Raw genomic sequence first — 19,257 nt, forward strand, 5'->3', positions numbered from 1 at the left:
GGCGGCTGGCCGATCAGCTTTCCAGCCAGACGTCCCGCGCCCAGTGCCATACCGATTCCCAGGTTTCCTCGGCAATCAACTCTTCTTCGGCTTGCCACAGCACCACAGTTCCGTCTTCTTCGACACAGTAGTAGTCGTCGCCGTCCTGACAGATCGGGATCAGCCCGCGATCTACACCGACATCCCAGGCGTTGGCGGCAACATCCGGCAAGTAGGTGTGGGATTGTGGATCGGTAACGGTCACCGGTTCGAGGCTGCCGTACACCACATCGCTGACGGTCAGCAAAAACTCTTTAAAGACAAACGGAATATCGATGAACAGTTGTTCTTCGATTTCGACCAGCAGATCTTCGTCAGGCAACTCCAGGGGAACCGGTACCGGTTCGTTGGCTTCGCGCAGTTGTTCGATGATTTCTTCCACGTCCGGGATCCTCTTGCTTGAATGGCGCGGTTTATATGGGCCGGTTTATACAGTAGCTCGCTATAGATGCAACCGCGAAATAGAAAACCCCAGCCGAGGCTGGGGTTTTTTATTACGGCAAGTGACGCCTGGAAGGGATCAGCCGTTCTGGCGGATGCCGGCAACCAGCCAAGGCTGGTTCTCGCCCTGCGGACGTTCCATGTTCCAGCTTTCGCTGAACACTTCGCCCTGGTCGAAACGCGAGGTCTTCGACACACCGCTGAAGGTCAGGGTGGCGATGGTCTTGTCGGCGCGGTCATCCACACCATCCAGTTGCACTTGGAGGTTGTCGATGTAGGTCGACTGGAACGCATCGCCCAGATCCGCACGCTCACGCTTGAGGAACTCGAGCATTTGCGGGGTCACGAACTCGGCGATCTTGTCCATTTCGTTGGCGTCCCAGTGCTGCTGCAGCGCCTGGAAGTGGCTGCGGGCAGCTTCAAGGAAGTTATGCTCATTGAACCAGGCTGGCGCGTTGATCACCGGACGAGCGGCGGCGGGTGCGGCCGAACCACCGAAGATCGAACCCATGGCGGCAGGCTTCTGCTCGAACACTTCACGCTGCATCGGCGCGCCGGCCGGAGCGAACTGCTCCTGCTGCTTGCGTCGACGCGCGGCGATGAAGCGGAAGATCACGAACGCGATCACGGCCATGATCAGGATGTCGAAGATCTGCATGCCCTGGAAGCCGCCGCCCATGAACATGGACGCGAGCAGGCCACCGGCGGCGATACCGGCCAGAGGGCCGAGCCATTTCGAAGCACCGCCGGCCTTGGCGGCAGCGCCTGCGGCACCGGCAGCACCTGCGGTCGCCGCAGCGCCGCCGACACCTGGAGAAGAAGGAGCCATCTGGCTGGTCTGGTGCGTCGGCGCAGCGCCGGCGCTTTTGCCACCACCAAAGCGCTTGGCGTTGGCGTCGAGGCTCATCGTCAGGCCGATGCACAACGCCATGGCGATGCTAAGAAAACGTTTCATAAAGGGAATTCCCGTTTGTGGAGACACGCGCGCCATGTTGCACAGCTGAAGTGTTACTGGCTAGCGAGAGAGTGTTTCGGGCTTTTGCCTGACAGGTTACGTTCAGCTCGGTCGGGACAATAAGGCCATGTACTTTTGGCTGTAGGAAATCGGGACAGGTTCAGTGAGAAAGCTCGTTTAGCGACGAAAAGCGAGCATCACCACACCTGCGGTGATCAGGCCAATGCCGCCCCATTGGCGCAGGTCGAGTTTCTCGCCCAGCAGGATCACGCCGAGCACCGCCACCAGCACCACGCTGAGTTTGTCCACTGGCGCGACCAGCGAGGCCGGACCGACTTTCAGCGCGCGGAAATAGCACAGCCACGACGCACCGGTTCCCAGGCCAGACAGCAGCAGGAACAGATAACTCTTCGCAGAGATCGATCCCAAAGATTGATATTGGCCCGTCGCATACAAAATCAAGGCCAGGCTGACGAGTACCACGATGGTGCGCAGCAGGGTGGCGAAGTCTGAATTGACGTTTTCGATGCCGACTTTGGCGAAGATCGCCGTCAATGCGGCGAAAGTCGCCGAGAGCAGGGCCCAGAATGTCCAAGAAGAAAAGAAGCCTGAGCCCATGGAAATTTCCTTTGATCAACCTGCCGACCCAGATCCTGTGGGAGCGAGCTTGCTCGCGAATGCCGCACCACGGTTTATCAGATCAACCGCGGTGATTTCATTCGCGAGCAGGCTCGCTCCCACAGAAAAGCGAAATCGGCGTCAGATCGCTTCCAGTTTGGCGTAACCGAGCATCAGCCATTTGCTGCCTTCGCTGAAATTCACCTGCACCCGTGCCTGGGCGCCGGCGCCTTCGAAGTTGAGGATCACGCCGTCACCAAAGATCGAATGGCGTACCGCCTGACCGAGGCTGAAACCCGTTTCCGGAATCTCGCTGCCGCTGAACAGATTGCTGCCGCTCATCGACTGATTGCCGCCGAACGGTCGGCTGACGCTGTTCGACAAGCGCACTTCCTGAATCAGGCCTTTCGGTACTTCGCGCACGAAGCGCGAAACCTTGTTGTAGGTCTCGCTGCCGTACAGGCGTCGGGTTTCAGCATAGGTCATCACCAGATTCTGCATCGCCCGGGTAATCCCCACGTAAGCCAGACGCCGCTCTTCTTCGAGACGCCCCGGTTCTTCCAGGCTCATCTTGTGCGGGAACAGGCCTTCTTCCATGCCCACGAGGAACACGTAAGGGAATTCCAGGCCTTTGGCGCTGTGCAGGGTCATCAGCTGAATGCTGTCTTCGTGTTCGTCAGCCTGAGTGTCCCCGGCTTCCAGCGAAGCATGGCCGAGGAACGCCGCCAGCGGCGTCAGTTCTTCATCCTCTTCGGTGTTCTCGAAGTTGCGCGCGGCGCTGACCAGTTCCTCAAGGTTTTCTACCCGGGCCTGGCCTTTCTCGCCTTTTTCCGCTTCGTGATAGGCGATCAGCCCCGATTGCTCAATGACGGTCTGCGTCATCAAGTGCAGCGGCATCTCCATGCACTTGGCGGCGAGATTCTCGATCAGCTCGATAAACGCACCCAGCGCACCGGCGGCGCGACCGGTCAGGCCTTTATTGGCGACCAGTTGGCGCATCGCTTCCCACATCGACACATCGCTGTGGCGTGCGTGATCGCGGATGGCTTCGACGGTTTTTTCGCCGATGCCTCGGGCCGGCACGTTGATCACCCGTTCCAGCGCTGCATCGTTGCCGCGACCTTCGAGCAAACGCAGGTAGGCCATGGCATTCTTGATTTCGGCACGTTCGAAGAAGCGCTGGCCACCATAAATGCGGTAGGGAATGCGCTCGCGCAGCAAGGCTTCTTCGAGAACGCGCGATTGGGCGTTGGAGCGGTACAGAATCGCGATATCGCTGCGGGCCAAGCCGGTTTTCAGCGCGCTTTCGATGGTTTCGACAACGTAGCGTGCCTCGTCGTGTTCATTGAACGCGGCGTACAGATTGATCGCTTCGCCGTCGCCGCCGTCGGTCCACAGCTCTTTGCCCAGACGCCCGGTATTGTTGGCGATCAAGGCGTTGGCGGCCTTGAGGATGCCGGCGGTGGAGCGGTAGTTCTGCTCCAGACGAATGGTCACCGAATCCGGGAAGTCGGAAGAATACTGATGAATGTTCTCGATTTTCGCGCCGCGCCAGCCGTAGATCGACTGGTCGTCGTCGCCGACCACCATCAGGCTGTCGCCGCCTTTGCCAAGCAGGCGCAACCAGGCGTACTGCACGGCGTTGGTATCCTGGAACTCGTCCACCAGAATGTGCCGAAAGCGCTTTTGATAATGCGCCAACAGGCCCGGGTGATCGCGCCACAGGTCGAGGGCACGCAGCAGCAGTTCGGAGAAATCGATGACGCCGGCACGCTGACACGCCGCCTCATAGGCCTCATAGATGCCGCGCATGGTCGCCAGGTACAAATCGCCGCTGGCCTGAATGTGTTGTGGACGCAGGCCTTCGTCTTTCTGGCCATTGATGAACCACTGCGCCTGACGCGCCGGCCAGCGTTGCTCGTCGAGGCCGAGTTCGCGGATCACCCGCTTGACCAGCCGTTGCTGGTCGTCGCTGTCGAGAATCTGGAAAGTCTGGCTCAGGCCTGCTTCCTGCCAGTGCGCCCGCAGCAAGCGGTGCGCCAGGCCGTGGAAGGTGCCGACCCACATGCCGGCCGGGTTGATCCCCAGCAACTGCTCGATGCGGTGACGCATCTCCGCAGCGGCCTTGTTGGTGAAGGTCACCGACAGAATGGAGTGGGGCGAGGCGTTTTCGACCTGGATCAACCAGGCGATACGGTGCACCAGCACTCGGGTTTTACCGGAGCCAGCACCGGCCAGGACCAACTGACGGCCAACGGGGGCTGCTACGGCCTGGCGTTGGGCATCGTTGAGGGAGTTCAGCAGAAGGGAGAGATCATCGCGCATCGGGGCATTCTAGGGTGCGCCGCAGGCCCGGGCAAACCGAGCTTTGCATTAGCCGATGAAACTCCCGTCGATGACGACCGGTCGGTCACTGGCTACAGGCATCGGCCCGCCGCGCTCCAAGGGTTTGGCCGGTGGCAAAGGACGGAAAAGTTTCGCTGAAATTATGATGTGGAGCAGTTTGGCAACGGGATCGGCTTGTGTATGCTCCGTCCACGTTTCGGGCGCACGCCCTCCTTATAAGAACAAGAACGTTGCCCATGACCCTCAGCTCCGAACTGTCGGGCCCCTCCGTGGATCCCCGGGTTATCCGCAAGCACTATGCCGTCGAGATGGCGGTCGAGCGCACGCGTCTGCTGTATCAGGGCTCGTTGTTGCCCACGCTGTTCATGTTGATCAATGGTCTGGTCTGCGCCGCTTTGCTCTGGAGCCCGCAGCGCTATTTCGTGGTCAGCGTCTGGCTGGTGTGGTTGCTGTCGCTGGTGGCGTTGCGGGTGATTCAGGTGGCGGCGTTCGATTCGGCGATCCCTGATCGTCAGGCGCAACCGATCTGGCGGCGGATGTTTCTGCTCGGCTCGACCATGACCGGCCTGACCCTGGCCGGCGCCGGCATTGCCCTGGTGCCGGCCGACAACTTCATCCAACAGGCTTGGGTGTTCGGCCTGATCGGCGCCGCAACCCTCTCGGCCAGCGTCGCCTACGCGGTGAGCCTGCCGGCGTTTCTGTCGTTTACCTTGCCCTGCCTGTTGCCGGCGATCGGTTATCTGTTCTGGGGCGGTGACGAGCAGGCGCGCGGTTGGGGCTGGCTCGGCCTGATTCTGCTCGGCTCGCTGAGTGTGGTCGCGTGGCAAGTCAATCGGCTGATCGATCGCGGCTTGCTGCGGCGCTTTCAGAATCAGCGCTTGATCGAACACCTGCAACAGACGCAGGCGCGCAGCGAACAGCTTAATCAGGAGTTGGCCAAAGAAATCGATCAGCGCCGCTGCGCCGAGGGCAAGTTGCGTGAAGCGCAGGTCGAACTCGAAGACCGCGTGGCACAGCGCAGCCTTGAACTGGACGCGGCCACTCAGGCCCTGAGCAAAAGCGAAGCGCGGCTGGCGCTGGCGCTGAAGGCCAGTGAGTTGGGGCTGTGGGACTGGAACCTGCAAACCGATGAGGTCCACCACACGCAGATTCAGGAACTGTTCGGCCTCGCTCCGGAATACGTCACGGCGCTTTTGCGCGACCTCAAGCCACGTCTGCATCCAGACGATGTGCCGACGCTGAAATACGCGTTGATCGAGCACTTGAAGGGGCGCACCGAGGATTATCAGATCGAATACCGCGTACGTCACGGCGATGGCCATTGGGTGTGGATCGAAGACCGAGGCCGCGCCGTAGAGCGCAGCGACAGCGGCCGGGTGATCCGCATGGTCGGCACCCGCCGCGACATCAGCGCCAGCAAAAGCCTCGAAGAGCAGCAGCGCCTGGCGGCGACCGTATTCGAAGCGGCCAGTGAAGGCATCGTGATTCTCGACCCGAACTATGCGCTGATCGCGATCAATCAAGCGTTCAGCCGCGTCACCGGCTACGACATCGAAGACATGCTCGGGCGCAATGTCGTCGAATTACCGTGCAGCCGCGATGCCCGCCGCCATTACGTGGCGATACGTCATGCCTTGGAGCAGCACGGCAGTTGGCAGGGCGAACTGGTGGAGACGCGCAAGAATGGCGAGCTGTATCCACAGTGGCTGCAACTGAATGCAGTGCGTGATGGTCGGGGAAATGTCAGCCATATCGTCGGCTTCTTCGCCGATCTGTCAGCACGCCGCGAATCCGAAGAGCGCATGCGCTATCTGACTCACTACGACGAGCTCACCGGGTTGGCCAACCGCTCGCTGTTCCGCGAACGCTTGCACGAAGCGCATCAGCGCTCGCGTCAGGGCCGACGCAGCCTGGCGTTGCTGCACATCAACCTGGACCGCTTCAAATTGCTCAACGACAGCCTCGGCCATGAGATTGCCGACCAGTTGCTGCAGAAAATGGCGCGCCGCTTGGTCAACGCCTTGCCGGAAGCGGACACCATCGCGCGGTTGTCCGGCGACGAGTTCGCCGTGCTGTTCGATGCCTACGGCAACCTGTCGAGTCTGGCCCGGGTCGCCACGCGCCTGTCGAGCAAGTTGCGCCTGCCACTGACGGTCGAAGGGCATGAGCTGGTGGTCAGCGCCTCGATGGGCATCAGCATGCTGCCGGACAATGCCCGGGAGATTTCTGCGCTGGTCAGTCAATCGAACATGGCCATGCAACATGCCAAGCACTTGGGCGGCAACAACTTCCAGTTCTACACCGACAGCCTTCAGGCCAGCACCCTTGAGCGCTTGCAGCTGGAAAACCATCTGCGCAAGGCCATCGAAGACAAGCAGCTGAAAGTGTTCTATCAACCGAAGCTGTGCCTGCAAACCGGGCGTTTGAATGCGGCAGAGGCACTGGTGCGCTGGGATCATCCAACCATGGGCCAGGTGCCGCCGGGGGACTTCATCGGGCTGGCCGAGGAAACCGGTCTGATCGGGCCGATCGGCGAATTCGTCCTGCGTCAGGCGTGCTGGCAGGCTTGCGAATGGCAGCGTCAGGGGCTGGAGCCGATTCGTGTTTCGGTGAACCTGTCGGTGCATCAACTGCGTCAGGGCAAACTGGTCAGTCTGGTGCGGCAGGTGCTGGAGGAAACCGGGCTGGCGCCGCACTACCTCGAACTGGAACTGACTGAGAGCCAGTTGCTCGATAGCGTCGAGCACATTATCGCGACCTTCCAGCAACTGCGCGATCTGGGGGTGAAACTGGCCATCGATGATTTTGGCACCGGGTATTCGTCGCTGAGTTACCTCAAGCGCATTCCGGTGGATTACGTGAAGATCGATCAGGCATTCATTCGCGGTTTGGGGGAGGGCAGTGAAGACGCGGCGATCACTCGCGCGATCATTGCCATGGCCCATGGGCTGTCACTGAAAGTGGTCGCCGAAGGTGTCGAGCGCCAGGAGCAGCTGGAATTTTTACGCGCCGAGCGTTGCGATGAAGTGCAGGGTTACCTGATCAGCCGGCCGGTGGAGGCGAGCGGTCTGGCCGGGCTTTTGCGCGAACAGGAAAAACCGTTTTAAGGGCTACATGCATCCCATCACGCCTGATATGGGGACATGGAGTTACGCATTGAGCAGGCAAAAAGCCGATTCATGTAGTATAACTACAAGCGTGCTACATCCTTGTCCATAAGAAGAGTCCAGCCCCTTGAATCTGCTGCAACACATCGCCCAGTCACGTCACCTGTTACGCAAGTCGGAGCTCAAGGTCGCCGACCACGTGCTGCTTGACCCTGCGGCAGTGATGCACAGTTCCATGGCCGACCTGGCCCACAGCGTTGGCATCAGCGAGCCGACCATCGTGCGCTTCTGTCGCGCCATTGGTTGCTCCGGTTTCCAGGATCTCAAGCTCAAACTGGCGCAAAGCCTGGCCGCCGGAGCCAGCTTCGGCCAGTTCGCAATCCATGAAGACGACTCGGTTGCCGATTACAGCCTGAAGATTTTCGACACCACGTTGCACACCTTGATGGAGGTTCGCGAGAAGCTCGATCCGGTTGAACTGCAGCGCGCGGTGACGTTGATGTCGCAGGCGCAGCGCGTCGAGTTCTACGGCTTCGGCGCGTCGGGCGCGGTGGCGGCGGACGCGCAGCACAAGTTCTTCCGTTTGCTGCTGACGGCGGCGGCGTATTCCGATCCGCACATGCAGGCGATGTCGGCGGTGACGTTGAAACCGACCGATGTGGCAATCTGCATTTCGCAGTCGGGGCGTTCCAAGGATTTGCTGATCACTGCCAATCTGGTGCGCGAGAGCGGGGCATCGCTGATTACCCTGTGTCCGAGCCAGACGCCTTTGGCCGAATTGTCGACGGTCAATCTGGCGATCGATGTGCATGAAGACACGGAGATTTATACGCCGCTGACGTCGCGTATCGCGCACCTGGTGGTGATCGATGTGCTGGCGATGGGCGTAGCGATGGCGCGCGGGCCGAGCCTGGTCAATCACCTCAAGAGCGTGAAGCGCAGTTTGCGCAGCTTGCGCCTGTCGCCCAAGGCCGCCAAAGCCCTGGATGATTGAGATCAAAAGATCGCAGCCTTCGGCAGCTCCTACACGGATCAATGTAGGAGCTGCCGAAGGCTGCGATCTTTTGCTTTTTGGGCGGCAACTTTCATCAAACCGTCATCCCTCCCGCCTATCGTGAAACTCCCGTCATCGCCTTGGGAGACTCGAAATGGCTCAGCCCTACGAAGAACGCAACAGCGCCGCGAAAACCCGTCGTCAGCAGGAAGACCAGCGCCGCATGGAATTTCGCCGCGCTATCGAAGATCGCTTCGAACTTCGCCAGCTTCAGGCCGAAATCGGCGACTTTCCCGAGATCAATCACTGGCAGGCAGCACCTTCCGCTTCCCGTCGAAGCGCTCAACCAGCGCGCTGATCTGCACACGTTCACTGCGGATAAACGCCAGGAAGGCGTGTGCTACCGGTGACAGGCGTTTGGCTTTGGCTTGGACCAGGCACCAGCTACGCAACAGTGGCAGTTCTTCGACCGGCAGTTCGACGAGCCCGCCGGTCGCCAGTTCCAGGTTCAGGGCGTGGCGCGTCAACAGCGCCAGGCCCAGACCCGCCTGCACACATTCACGCTGAGCTTCGGCCGAGGCCACTTCCTGAGTCTGAGTGAAGTGCACGCGTTTCTCTTTGAAATACTCTTCGCAGGCCAGTCGCGTGCCCGAACCCGGTTCACGGATCAGCAATGTATAGGGTTCAAGATCCTGCAAACGCAACGGGCCCATGTGCGCCAACGGATGATCCGGACGCGCCACGGCAACGATCGGATTGTTGAGGAACGGCAAGAACTCCAGGCCCATGTCCTGCGGCACCATCGACATAATCACCAGATCATCGCGGTTGTCCGACAGCCGCCGGATCACTTGACCACGGTTGACTACCGTCAATTGCAGATTCACTTCCGGGTGCTGGCGCTTGAACGCGGCGAACAGGTGCGGGACGAAGTATTTGGCGCTCGATTCGACCGCCAGTTTCAGCTGACCCTGCAGCGAACCCTGCATGTCGGACAGCTGCATATCGAGGTTTTCCAGACGCCCGAAGATGTCCCGGCTGGCGCGCTGAAGTGCTTCGGCGGCTTCGGTCATGTAGAGTTTTTTGCCGACATAATCGAATAATGGCTGCCCGATCAGCTCTTCGAGCTGACGAATCTGTAGGCTGACGGCCGGTTGCGTGAGCGACATTTCCTCGGCTGCGCGGCTGTAAGAGCGCAAATCACACACTTCGTTGAAGATCTGCAATTGACGCAATGTCATACGCATCAATGACTTACGCATTTCTTATAGGCTCTGTCGGCGGGCTGATTGTTTAACTATAAGTCTTTACTTATGGCTAACCCAATTTTTATTCATTTTTGTTAATCCCTCATGAGCGCTAGTGTGGACCTGCGACTGAATTGAAACATTTGGTCACGCGTCGACCTGGGTCTAGCAGGTCGTGGTGCCACCGGCTCAAGGGAACCTCCAAGTGATAACAAAGATCCTGATCGCCAACCGTGGTGAGATTGCCGTACGAATCGTACGAGCCTGCGCCGAAATGGGCATTCGCTCGGTTGCGATTTTTTCCGACGCCGACCGCCATGCGCTGCATGTGAAACGCGCGGACGAGGCCCACAGCATCGGTGCCGAGCCACTGGCGGGTTACCTGAACCCGCGCAAGCTGGTGAACCTGGCGGTTGAAACCGGCTGCGATGCGTTGCACCCCGGTTACGGTTTCCTTTCGGAAAATGCCGAACTGGCAGACATCTGCGCCGAGCGCGGGATCAAATTCATTGGCCCGTCGGCGGAAGTCATTCGCCGCATGGGCGACAAGACCGAAGCCCGGCGTAGCATGATCAAGGCCGGTGTACCGGTGACGCCGGGCACCGAAGGTAACGTCGCCGACATCGAAGAAGCCTTGGCCGAGGGTGACCGCATCGGTTACCCGGTGATGCTCAAAGCCACTTCCGGTGGTGGCGGTCGCGGTATCCGTCGCTGCAACAGCCGCGAAGAACTCGAACAGAATTTCCCTCGGGTGATTTCCGAAGCGACCAAGGCCTTCGGTTCGGCCGAAGTGTTTCTGGAAAAATGCATCGTTAACCCCAAGCACATCGAAGCGCAGATTCTCGGCGACAGCTTCGGTAACGTCGTGCACCTGTTCGAGCGTGATTGCTCGATCCAGCGCCGCAACCAGAAACTCATCGAAATCGCCCCGAGTCCGCAACTGACCCCGGAACAGCGCGCCTACATCGGCGACCTGTCGGTGCGTGCGGCCAAGGCTGTCGGTTACGAGAACGCCGGTACCGTGGAGTTCCTGCTCGCCGAGGGCGAGGTGTACTTCATGGAGATGAATACCCGGGTGCAGGTGGAGCACACCATCACCGAAGAAATCACCGGGATCGACATCGTCCGCGAGCAGATTCGCATCGCTTCCGGCCTGCCGCTGTCGGTGAAACAGGAAGACATTCAGCACCGGGGTTTCGCGTTGCAGTTCCGCATCAACGCCGAAGACCCGAAGAACAACTTCCTGCCGAGCTTCGGCAAGATCACCCGTTATTACGCCCCCGGCGGACCGGGTGTGCGCACCGACACAGCGATCTATACCGGCTACACCATTCCGCCGTTCTACGATTCGATGTGCCTGAAGCTGGTGGTCTGGGCGCTGACCTGGGAAGAGGCGATGGACCGTGGCCTGCGCGCCCTTGACGACATGCGTCTGCAAGGTGTGAAGACCACCGCCGCGTACTACCAGGAAATCCTGCGCAACCCGGAATTCCGTAGCGGCCAGTTCAATACCAGCTTCGTTGAAAGCCACCCTGAACTGACCAACTACTCGATCAAGCGCAAACCCGAAGAGCTGGCCCTGGCCATCGCCGCCGCCATCGCCGCCCACGCAGGCCTGTGAGGAATACAACAATGTCCAAGAAGATCTTCGTTACCGATACCATCCTGCGCGACGCTCACCAATCGCTGCTCGCCACCCGCATGCGCACCGAAGACATGCTGCCGATCTGCGACAAGCTCGACAAAGTCGGCTACTGGTCGCTGGAATGCTGGGGCGGTGCGACGTTCGACGCCTGCGTACGGTTTCTGAAAGAAGATCCGTGGGAGCGTCTGCGCCAACTGCGTGCGGCGCTGCCTAACACGCGCCTGCAAATGCTCCTGCGCGGACAGAACCTGCTGGGTTACCGCCACTACAGCGACGACGTGGTCAAAGCCTTTGTCGCTAAAGCTGCGGTAAACGGCATCGATGTGTTTCGTATCTTCGACGCGATGAACGACGTGCGGAACCTGCGTGTGGCCATTGAAGCGGTGAAGGCTGCCGGCAAACATGCACAGGGCACCATCGCTTACACCACCAGCCCGGTGCACACCATCGATGCGTTCGTCACTCAGGCCAAGCAGATGGAAGCCATGGGTTGCGACTCGGTGGCGATCAAGGACATGGCCGGTCTGCTGACTCCGTACGCCACTGGCGAACTGGTTCGCGCATTGAAAGCCGAGCAATCGCTGCCGGTGTTCATCCACTCCCACGACACGGCCGGTCTGGCGACCATGTGCCAGCTCAAGGCGATCGAAAACGGCGCCGACCACATCGACACCGCGATCTCCAGCTTCGCTTCGGGCACCAGCCACCCGGGCACCGAGTCGATGGTCGCTGCGCTCAAGGGCACCGAATTCGATACCGGTCTGAACCTCGAACTGCTGCAAGAGATCGGTCTGTACTTCTACGCCGTACGCAAGAAGTACCACCAGTTCGAAAGCGAGTTCACCGCCGTCGACACCCGCGTGCAAGTCAACCAGGTGCCGGGCGGGATGATCTCCAACCTCGCCAACCAGTTGAAAGAGCAGGGCGCCCTCAACCGCATGGCCGAAGTGCTGGCGGAAATCCCGCGTGTGCGTGAAGACCTCGGCTTTCCACCGCTGGTGACCCCGACCTCGCAGATCGTCGGCACCCAAGCGTTTTTCAACGTGCTGGCCGGCGAGCGCTACAAGACCATCACCAACGAAGTGAAGCTGTATCTGCAGGGCGGCTACGGCAAAGCGCCGGGCGTGGTTAACGAAAAACTGCGTCGTCAGGCGATCGGCAGTGAAGAGGTCATCGATGTGCGTCCGGCCGATCTGCTCAAGCCGGAAATGACCAAGTTGCGTGCCGACATCGGCGCACTGGCCAAGTCCGAAGAAGACGTGCTGACCTTCGCCATGTTCCCGGACATCGGTCGCAAATTCCTCGAAGAGCGTGCTGCCGGCACCCTCACGCCGGAAGTGCTGCTGCCAATTCCTGAAGCGGGCGGTGTGACAAAAGCGGGCGGCGAAGGCGTGCCGACCGAGTTCGTCATCGACGTCCACGGCGAAACCTACCGCGTCGATATCACCGGCGTCGGTGTGAAGGCCGAAGGCAAGCGTCACTTCTACCTGTCCATCGACGGCATGCCGGAAGAAGTGGTGTTCGAACCGCTCAACGAATTTGTCAGTGGAGGCAGCAGCAAACGCAAGCAGGCGTCGGCACCGGGTCACGTCAGCACCACCATGCCGGGCAACATCGTCGATGTGCTGGTCAAGGAGGGCGATACCGTCAAGGCCGGCCAGGCTGTGCTGATCACTGAAGCGATGAAGATGGAAACCGAAGTCCAGGCTGCGATTGCCGGCAAGGTCACCGCAATTCATGTGGCCAAGGGTGATCGGGTGAATCCGGGTGAAATTCTGATCGAGATCGAAGGCTGAGATAACGGCCGCGATCCAACGCTTTAAACCTCGGGGGGGCATGTGCTCCCCTTTTTTTTGCCTGAATTTTTCACCTGTAGGAGCTGCCGAAGGCTGCGATCTTTTGATGTTGTTTTGGGTAAATAAAAACAAAGATCAAAAGATCGCAGCCTTCGGCAACTCCTACAGAAAATGTTGTGTCAGTTAAAACGCCATGCGCCATTGGCCCATCACGCCGTGAGTGCGGCTGTCAGTGGCCATTTCACCGGTAAGACCAACGCCGACGGAGTGATTGGCTGACAGCCCAAGATCGAGGCCGGCATCCACCGACAGGCTGTTGCGATCCAGCGCGGCACCGGCAATTTCAAAGCGCTTGCCACCCTTGACCAGTTGCTGGCGGGTGTCGCTTTCAATCTCGCCAAAGGTGTGTTTCCAGCCGGCACTGAATCGCGGTGTCAGCGTCATGCCGTTGTCCAGCCGATTGGTTTTCGCCGTGCGCAGGCCAAAAGTGCTGCTGAGGTTGTCGCGGGTTTGTCCGAAGACTTTCAGCGCCGCATCCCCGCCGTTTTCACGGTAGCTGTCGCGTTGATAGCGCTGATAGCCGACGCTGGCGAACGGTTCGAGCGTCGCGTTGTGCCGGCCAATGTTGACCGCCAGTTCGGCAAAGGCTTGTTGGGTGTTGGCGTCGTAATTGCCCTTGAGGCGATCGCTGAAGCCGTTGAAGGCCACGCGACGTTTGCTGTCGCCGTCATGACTGGCGTAGGTCGCCCCGAGACGCAGTGAGAAGGGTCCGTCCTGACGTACGGCGTAGGCACCGAGGTGCCAGCTGTCGAGGTCGCCATCGTATTGCCGGGCATCGAGTCTGGTCTGCGATTTACCGCCGACCAGGCCGACATGCCATTGCTCGTTGAGCCGCCAGTCGGCGCCCATGACCAGGCCTTGGGTAGCGTGTTTGAGCGTGCTGTCGAAGTTGCGGTCGACTTTGCCACCATGGCCAAGCGCCTGAATCCACACGCGCCCGGAATCGGCAGCGCCGGCGGCCTGACGCGGCGAGTTGCCGGAACTGTAGGCAGAACCGTAACGGCTGTTCAGTTGCTGCATGGCCGAAAGCATGCTCGCGCTTACGGGAGTGATGCTGCTCAGCGTGGCTTTGGCGAGGTTTGCATTGCTGCCGGCGGCGAGTTGTTTGAGGGCGACCGGTGCGGTGGTTTTGTCGCTGGTCAGAAGCGCGGCGACTGCTGCGTTTGCAGGTTTTATAGGCGCAGGTGCGGGCTGTTCGGCGGTCTCGTTAACTTGCGCAGTAAGAGGTTCGTCCTGCATTGGCGATGGGACGGACTCTGCAATGGGAGTCGGCGCTGAAGTCGGAACAGGAACAGAAATTGGAGCTGGTGCAGACGCCCTCAATGGCGTTGGTGTCGCTGATGGCGCAGGTGCTGTTGGATCGACAATGGCCTCGGCAGCGGCACGAGTGTTGTCTGTCGTGGCAGCGCTCGAAAGCGGCTTACCGTTACGGGCGTAAGTCAGCCCGACGGACTTTTTGTTGTATTGCGGAGTGGCTGTCATGAAGGCGAGGTCGCTAACGACCGTACCGAATTCGCCTTCTACCTTACCGGCTTCGAGGATTTTGTACTGTTTGCTTTGCGGATATTCTCCCGGACCCGCAACGACTTTCAGGGTGGCGTCTTCCAGCTTGGCGGTGCCATCAACCTTGATCGTTTGACTGCCACCGGGGGTGACCTCATAAGCCAGTTCGGCGGTCGGGGACAAGTGCAAGTCGCCTTTCACGCGCGGGCTGCCTAGCACCTCATTGACGGTGAGCAGGCCGGCGACCTCCAGGCTTCCCACCACACCTTTACCGGCAAAGCTGCCACCGCTCTCGACATATACGTCGCCCTTAATGCTCCCCAGGTTGGTCAACGCGGTACCGCTGTTGACCAGCACGCCCTCCTTGAAGTCTCCCTTGGAACTCAGCGCCCAATCGCCCCGGCTGAGGAACAGGCCGTTGAAATTACGTGTGTCTTTCAGCTCGCCGCCTGCCGCTGCATCCAGGAACAGGACGTTATCTCCCCCGCCACCATCCAGCAGGCCGGTAAAGCTTGCGCCGTCCGTGAGCGTGATCAGATCGTTTACAGCGGTACCTTTAAACGTTTCTTCAGGGTTTTTAAAAGCGATGGGCACCGTACTTGGGTCGGTGAGAAATCCCTTGAGTCGTTCAAGCGCCATTTCTTTAGCGCTGGTTTTGGGCAATTCATTGGCATTCACGACTGCGGTTGAATCAGCGACTTCAGAGGATTGCTGAGCGTTGGCAAGCTCTACACAAGCCAGCGCCAGCGAAATGGCCAAAGCCAAGTGTTTTGGTTTGAAAGTGTGTTGAAGGGGCATTAGGTAGGGCCTTTTTTGAAAGGAGACCCAACTCTATTGATGCACCCGAAAATCCGATGTCGGCTGCTTCCCGCAGGCTTGCAGGCGACATCGCATCGTTTTGTAGAAAATGACCGTGTGATCTGGAACCAGGATTTTTACTCGGCAGCAGCGGCTCTTTTTCCTACAAGCATTCAAGACCCCGCCGGCTGTTCAACCCTCAAAAGCTCATCTGCCACTGCCCGATCAACCCGTGATTGCGGCTGTTGCTGCCGATCTCACCGCTGTATCCCAAACCCAGCGTGTGCCGCGCCGAGATCCCCACGTCCAGTCCGGCCTCCAGCACCAGACTGTCACGGTCCAGCGAGCTGCCATCGACACTGAACGCCGTGCCGCCAGTCACAAACGCCTGCCGCGTCGAGCTGCCGACATCGCCGTAAGTGTGTTTCCAGCCAGCAGCCATGCGCGGGGTCACGCTCATGCCGTTGTCGAGGCTGCTCAAGTGCGCCAGGCGCAGGCCGAAGGTGCTGCTGAAGTTGTCCTGGGTCTGGCTGTCGACTTGCAGCGCGGCGGCGCCGCCTTTTTCCTTATAGCTGTCGCGGTGGTAGCGCTGATAGCCGAGGCTGGCGAACGGCTCGGCACTGAGGCGGCCGCTGCCCATGGCATAGCCGAGTTCGGCGAAGGCTTGCTGGCTATCGGCGTCGTAGTCGCCTTTCGGGCGGTCGCTGAAACCATTGAAGGCGATGGTGCGTTTGCTTTCGCCCTGATGGCCGCTGTACGCCGCGCCGAGGCGCAAAGCGATCGGGCCGTTCTGGTGCAGCGCGTAGACGCCGGCGTGCCAGCTCTCGACGTTGCCGTCGACGCCGGTCGCGTCCAGATCGGTTTTCGAATAACCACCCAGTACGCCCAGGCGCCACGCTGGATTCAGTGACCAGTCGGCACCCAGCACGCTGCCCTTGGTGCGTTGTTCCAGACCACTGCTGCCATGTTCGCCATCGAGCTTGCCGTAGCCGCCGATGCCTTGCAGCCAGAGCCGCCCGCGAGCGTCAGGATCATTCAGATTACGCGCCTCGGACGGCACGCCATTGGCTGCCAGCACGGGGGTGTCGCGCTGATCGAGGCCGACCAGCAGTCCCGGGCTGGCGCCCATCTGCTGCATGGCCGAGAGCATGCTGCTGCCGACCTGACTGCTGGCGCCGAGGGTGGCGCTGGTCAGGTTGGCATTGCTGGCACCGGCCAGTTGCTCGATCGCCGCGCCGGCGCTGCTTTGGCTGGTATTGAGCAAGGCGTTGTACAAAGCGTTGTCTTTGCCGATTGAGGCGAGGCTGTTGGCGGCGTTTGTGCCGTTGCCAGTCGTGGCGAACTCATTGAACGCCACATCATTGCGGGTGTAGGTCAGATCGACTTGCGTGGGCGTGTAGGCGAGAGTCGGCGTCAGGAATGCGTAGTCGCTGCTGACCTTGCCGAAGGTGCCGTTGACCTGCGCCGCTTGCAGCACGGTGTAGCGGCTCTGCCAGGGATAGGTGCCGCTGCCGGGATTGACGGCGAGCGTTGCGCCGTTGAGGTTGGCGATGCCGCCGACCTGTACCGGAGCGCTGCTGCCGTCGGCATTGACGCCGTAGGCGAGGGTGCCGGCGCTGCCCATGTTCAAGTCGTGAACGATGGTGGCGCGGCCGAGTCCGGTGTCCGTGCGTAGCGTGCCGTTGACGTTGAGATTGCCCACCGAACCGCCACCGGCATACACACCGCCAGCGTCGACGGTCAGGTTGCCAGCGATGCTGCCTTGGTTGATCAGGGTGGCGCCGTTGCGCACCGCGCCGCCGTCGCTGAAATCGCCACTGCCCGACAGCGTCCACGCGCCTTGCTTGACCTCCAGCCATTCAAAGTTGCGACTGGCGCCGAAGCTGCCACCGGCCGCGTCCTCCATCACCACGCGGTCGTAACCGCTGCCGCCATCCACCACGCCGACAAAGCGACTGCCGTTGCGCAAGGTCAGGCTGTCGTTACCGCCACCCAGATCCAGCGCCAGGCCATTGCTGCCGCTGATCGTGCCGCCGTTGATGACGTTGTCGGTGAACTCACCGACGAACTTCACGCCGAAACCGTTGAGGCCTTGGATGGTGCCGAAGTTTTCCAGGGTGGTCGCCGCCAGCCCCGAACCGCCGCTGCCATCGTCGACCAGAATGGCGCTGTCGGCACCGCTGATCAGTGCACCGCTGGCGTTGAGAATGTAACCGCCACCCAGCGCGATACCTTCACTGCCGTTGGCGAAACCGCCCTTGTCGACACCGCCTGCACCGACGCCTTGAATGGTCCCGTAGTTTTCGATGTGGGCGACCTTGTCGATGTCCACACCGTCGCCGTCACCGTTCGCTTGCAAGCCTGAGTAAGCACCGGTGATGGTGCCGTGGTTAATCACCGTGCCATCGCCGTCGGAACCGAAGCCGGAACCATTGCGGCCGGTGATCTGCCCGTAGTTGATCAGCGTCGCGCCAAGATCGGTGGTGATGCCGTGCCGGCCACCGGAAATCACCCCGTAGTTGGTCACACTGACGCCGCTCGCGGAATCGATATCGATGCCGTCGAATTTCTCGTCGGCATTGTGCGAATCGCCGGTGGAAATCTCGCCGTAGTTGGTAATGGTCGCGTTGGCCCCGGTCTTCATGCCGTCGCTGGCGTCGCCGCGAATCAGCCCGCCGGCGCGGTTGATAATGGTGGTTTTCACCCCGTCGCTGCGCAGCGCATCCAGATCCAGGCCTTGGCCGGTGGTGGAGCGAATCACGCCGCTGTTGTCGATCAACAGACTGCCGCTGACAAAGTTGCTGTCGATGCGCAAAGCGTCGTTGGCGCCGAGAATCTGCCCGCCGCTGCGGTTGTAAATCGTGTAGTTGCGCGCCTGGGTCAGGTCGCCACTGCTGTCGATGGCCCGGCCACCGCTGGAAACGATTTTGCCGGCGTTATCGATCACCACACCGGCACCGCTGGTGCTGTCTTTCAGGCTCACGGCCTTACCGCTATTGGTGATGCTGCCCGGCGCGGAAATTGTCAACGTGTCGCTACCGGCAAGCGTTTGCGCTGCCGTGGTGGCGGTGTCGATCTGCACGGTTTTAGCGTTTGCCGATGTGGCAGCGATCAACAGGGCAATGGCGAGGGACAGACGCTGGGGCGGGAACGGCATGGTCGGACGGCCTTTTTGTTATAAGCGGGCCGTCCTGTATAGCGAAGGGTTTTTACAGAATGATGTCGGTGGCTGATCTGCATTATTTTGCATTCAGATTTCGCTTGCCAGGAGTAAATCTGCATTTTGTTGCAGATTTTGGCGTTCTATCAGGCTTTGAATGCACTACATTGCATCCGGCATCAATGAAGGCTCTGTTGAAATGTATTTAAAAGTAGAGGAAATGAAAGAGTGGGATCTGCAATGAGCATGACGGTAGCTGAGCGCACGGTGCTCATCGAAAGCATTCAAGAGGCGCTGGCCCAAGGGACGCTGGAGATCGGTGAAGCCGTTCGCCGTTTGCGCGTGGAAGTGACCGGTCTGCATCAGACCCAGTTTGCGAAGATGTGCAAAATTTCGGTGCGCACGTTGGTGCATATCGAACACGGCGAGGGTAACCAGACACTTAAATCGTTGAATGCAGTGTTTCGTCCGTTTGGCCTGAAAATGGGCGTTGTGCGGGTACGCCGAGAGCCCCATTAAAACCCGACGCAACCCGCAAGGTGCCGATC

Annotated in this window: 13 protein-coding genes; 6 read left to right on the forward strand and 7 right to left on the reverse strand. The window is 60.1% G+C overall.

Features of this window, described 5'->3' with window-relative positions:
- Positions 1-13 precede the first annotated feature (13 nt).
- The 4 genes from H8F23_RS21725 to uvrD form a co-directional block, all read right to left on the reverse strand.
- Positions 14-421: an SMI1/KNR4 family protein gene (locus tag H8F23_RS21725; protein WP_129386777.1), complete on the reverse strand. Its 408-nt coding sequence runs from the start codon at positions 419-421 to the stop codon at positions 14-16.
- A 138-nt stretch (positions 422-559) separates the two neighbouring features.
- Complete coding sequence (locus H8F23_RS21730; RefSeq protein ID WP_093429599.1) at positions 560-1,435, reverse strand: Tim44 domain-containing protein; 876 nt, start codon at positions 1,433-1,435, stop codon at positions 560-562.
- Positions 1,436-1,612: 177 nt separating this feature from the next.
- On the reverse strand, positions 1,613-2,053 hold the full coding sequence (locus H8F23_RS21735) for an EamA family transporter (protein ID WP_016984014.1): 441 nt from the start codon (positions 2,051-2,053) through the stop codon (positions 1,613-1,615).
- Between the two features lie 141 nt (positions 2,054-2,194).
- Positions 2,195-4,378 (reverse strand): DNA helicase II, encoded by a 2,184-nt coding sequence (gene uvrD, locus H8F23_RS21740; RefSeq protein WP_003229685.1) that lies wholly within the window; start codon positions 4,376-4,378, stop codon positions 2,195-2,197.
- A gap of 257 nt (positions 4,379-4,635) precedes the next feature.
- Between uvrD and H8F23_RS21745 the strand changes: the two genes are divergently transcribed.
- From H8F23_RS21745 to H8F23_RS21755, 3 genes are all read left to right on the forward strand, one after another.
- Positions 4,636-7,506, forward strand: a complete 2,871-nt coding sequence (locus H8F23_RS21745; protein ID WP_194935732.1) for a GGDEF domain-containing phosphodiesterase — start codon at positions 4,636-4,638, stop codon at positions 7,504-7,506.
- 127 nt (positions 7,507-7,633) lie between these two features.
- Positions 7,634-8,500 carry a transcriptional regulator HexR gene (hexR, locus tag H8F23_RS21750; protein WP_007912071.1) on the forward strand — a complete coding sequence of 289 codons (867 nt, stop codon included), beginning with the start codon at positions 7,634-7,636 and terminating at the stop codon, positions 8,498-8,500.
- A 154-nt stretch (positions 8,501-8,654) separates the two neighbouring features.
- Positions 8,655-8,858 carry a PA3496 family putative envelope integrity protein gene (locus H8F23_RS21755; protein WP_194935733.1) on the forward strand — a complete coding sequence of 68 codons (204 nt, stop codon included), beginning with the start codon at positions 8,655-8,657 and terminating at the stop codon, positions 8,856-8,858.
- Here the strand turns inward: H8F23_RS21755 and H8F23_RS21760 are convergent.
- Positions 8,800-9,762, reverse strand: a complete 963-nt coding sequence (locus H8F23_RS21760) for a LysR family transcriptional regulator (RefSeq protein WP_194935734.1) — start codon at positions 9,760-9,762, stop codon at positions 8,800-8,802. The two genes, H8F23_RS21755 and H8F23_RS21760, sit on opposite strands and share 59 nt — an antisense overlap.
- 190 nt (positions 9,763-9,952) lie before the next feature.
- Here H8F23_RS21760 and H8F23_RS21765 point away from each other — a divergent pair, with 190 nt between their 5' ends.
- Both H8F23_RS21765 and oadA read left to right on the forward strand, forming a co-directional pair.
- The gene (locus H8F23_RS21765; protein WP_025112637.1) at positions 9,953-11,368 is read left to right on the forward strand and encodes an acetyl-CoA carboxylase biotin carboxylase subunit; all 1,416 of its coding nucleotides are present in this window, start codon (positions 9,953-9,955) and stop codon (positions 11,366-11,368) included.
- A gap of 11 nt (positions 11,369-11,379) precedes the next feature.
- Positions 11,380-13,188 (forward strand): sodium-extruding oxaloacetate decarboxylase subunit alpha, encoded by a 1,809-nt coding sequence (oadA, locus tag H8F23_RS21770; protein WP_194935735.1) that lies wholly within the window; start codon positions 11,380-11,382, stop codon positions 13,186-13,188.
- Between the two features lie 183 nt (positions 13,189-13,371).
- Here the strand turns inward: oadA and H8F23_RS21775 are convergent, their stop codons facing one another.
- A complete protein-coding gene (locus H8F23_RS21775) occupies positions 13,372-15,549 on the reverse strand; it encodes an autotransporter outer membrane beta-barrel domain-containing protein (RefSeq protein ID WP_194935736.1) in 2,178 nt (725 codons plus the stop codon).
- A gap of 199 nt (positions 15,550-15,748) precedes the next feature.
- Positions 15,749-18,706: an autotransporter outer membrane beta-barrel domain-containing protein gene (locus tag H8F23_RS21780; RefSeq protein WP_194935737.1), complete on the reverse strand. Its 2,958-nt coding sequence runs from the start codon at positions 18,704-18,706 to the stop codon at positions 15,749-15,751.
- 243 nt (positions 18,707-18,949) lie between these two features.
- Between H8F23_RS21780 and H8F23_RS21785 the strand changes: the two genes are divergently transcribed.
- Positions 18,950-19,228, forward strand: a complete 279-nt coding sequence (locus H8F23_RS21785) for a helix-turn-helix domain-containing protein (protein WP_194935738.1) — start codon at positions 18,950-18,952, stop codon at positions 19,226-19,228.
- Positions 19,229-19,257: the final 29 nt, after the last annotated feature.

It is taken from the genome of Pseudomonas neuropathica, assembly GCF_015461835.1.
In the GTDB taxonomy this organism is placed as follows: domain Bacteria; phylum Pseudomonadota; class Gammaproteobacteria; order Pseudomonadales; family Pseudomonadaceae; genus Aquipseudomonas; species Aquipseudomonas neuropathica.

Bases quoted from the DNA above. Each gene is read 5' to 3' on its own strand.
- H8F23_RS21755 (WP_194935733.1), top strand. From the start codon at position 8,655: ATGGCTCAGCCCTACGAAGAACGCAACAGCGCCGCGAAAACCCGTCGT.
- uvrD (WP_003229685.1), bottom strand. From the start codon at position 4,378: ATGCGCGATGATCTCTCCCTTCTGCTGAACTCCCTCAACGATGCCCAA.
- H8F23_RS21730 (WP_093429599.1), bottom strand. From the start codon at position 1,435: ATGAAACGTTTTCTTAGCATCGCCATGGCGTTGTGCATCGGCCTGACG.
- H8F23_RS21745 (WP_194935732.1), top strand. From the start codon at position 4,636: ATGACCCTCAGCTCCGAACTGTCGGGCCCCTCCGTGGATCCCCGGGTT.
- H8F23_RS21775 (WP_194935736.1), bottom strand. From the start codon at position 15,549: ATGCCCCTTCAACACACTTTCAAACCAAAACACTTGGCTTTGGCCATT.
- H8F23_RS21735 (WP_016984014.1), bottom strand. From the start codon at position 2,053: ATGGGCTCAGGCTTCTTTTCTTCTTGGACATTCTGGGCCCTGCTCTCG.
- H8F23_RS21785 (WP_194935738.1), top strand. From the start codon at position 18,950: ATGAGCATGACGGTAGCTGAGCGCACGGTGCTCATCGAAAGCATTCAA.
- H8F23_RS21780 (WP_194935737.1), bottom strand. From the start codon at position 18,706: ATGCCGTTCCCGCCCCAGCGTCTGTCCCTCGCCATTGCCCTGTTGATC.
- oadA (WP_194935735.1), top strand. From the start codon at position 11,380: ATGTCCAAGAAGATCTTCGTTACCGATACCATCCTGCGCGACGCTCAC.
- H8F23_RS21760 (WP_194935734.1), bottom strand. From the start codon at position 9,762: ATGCGTAAGTCATTGATGCGTATGACATTGCGTCAATTGCAGATCTTC.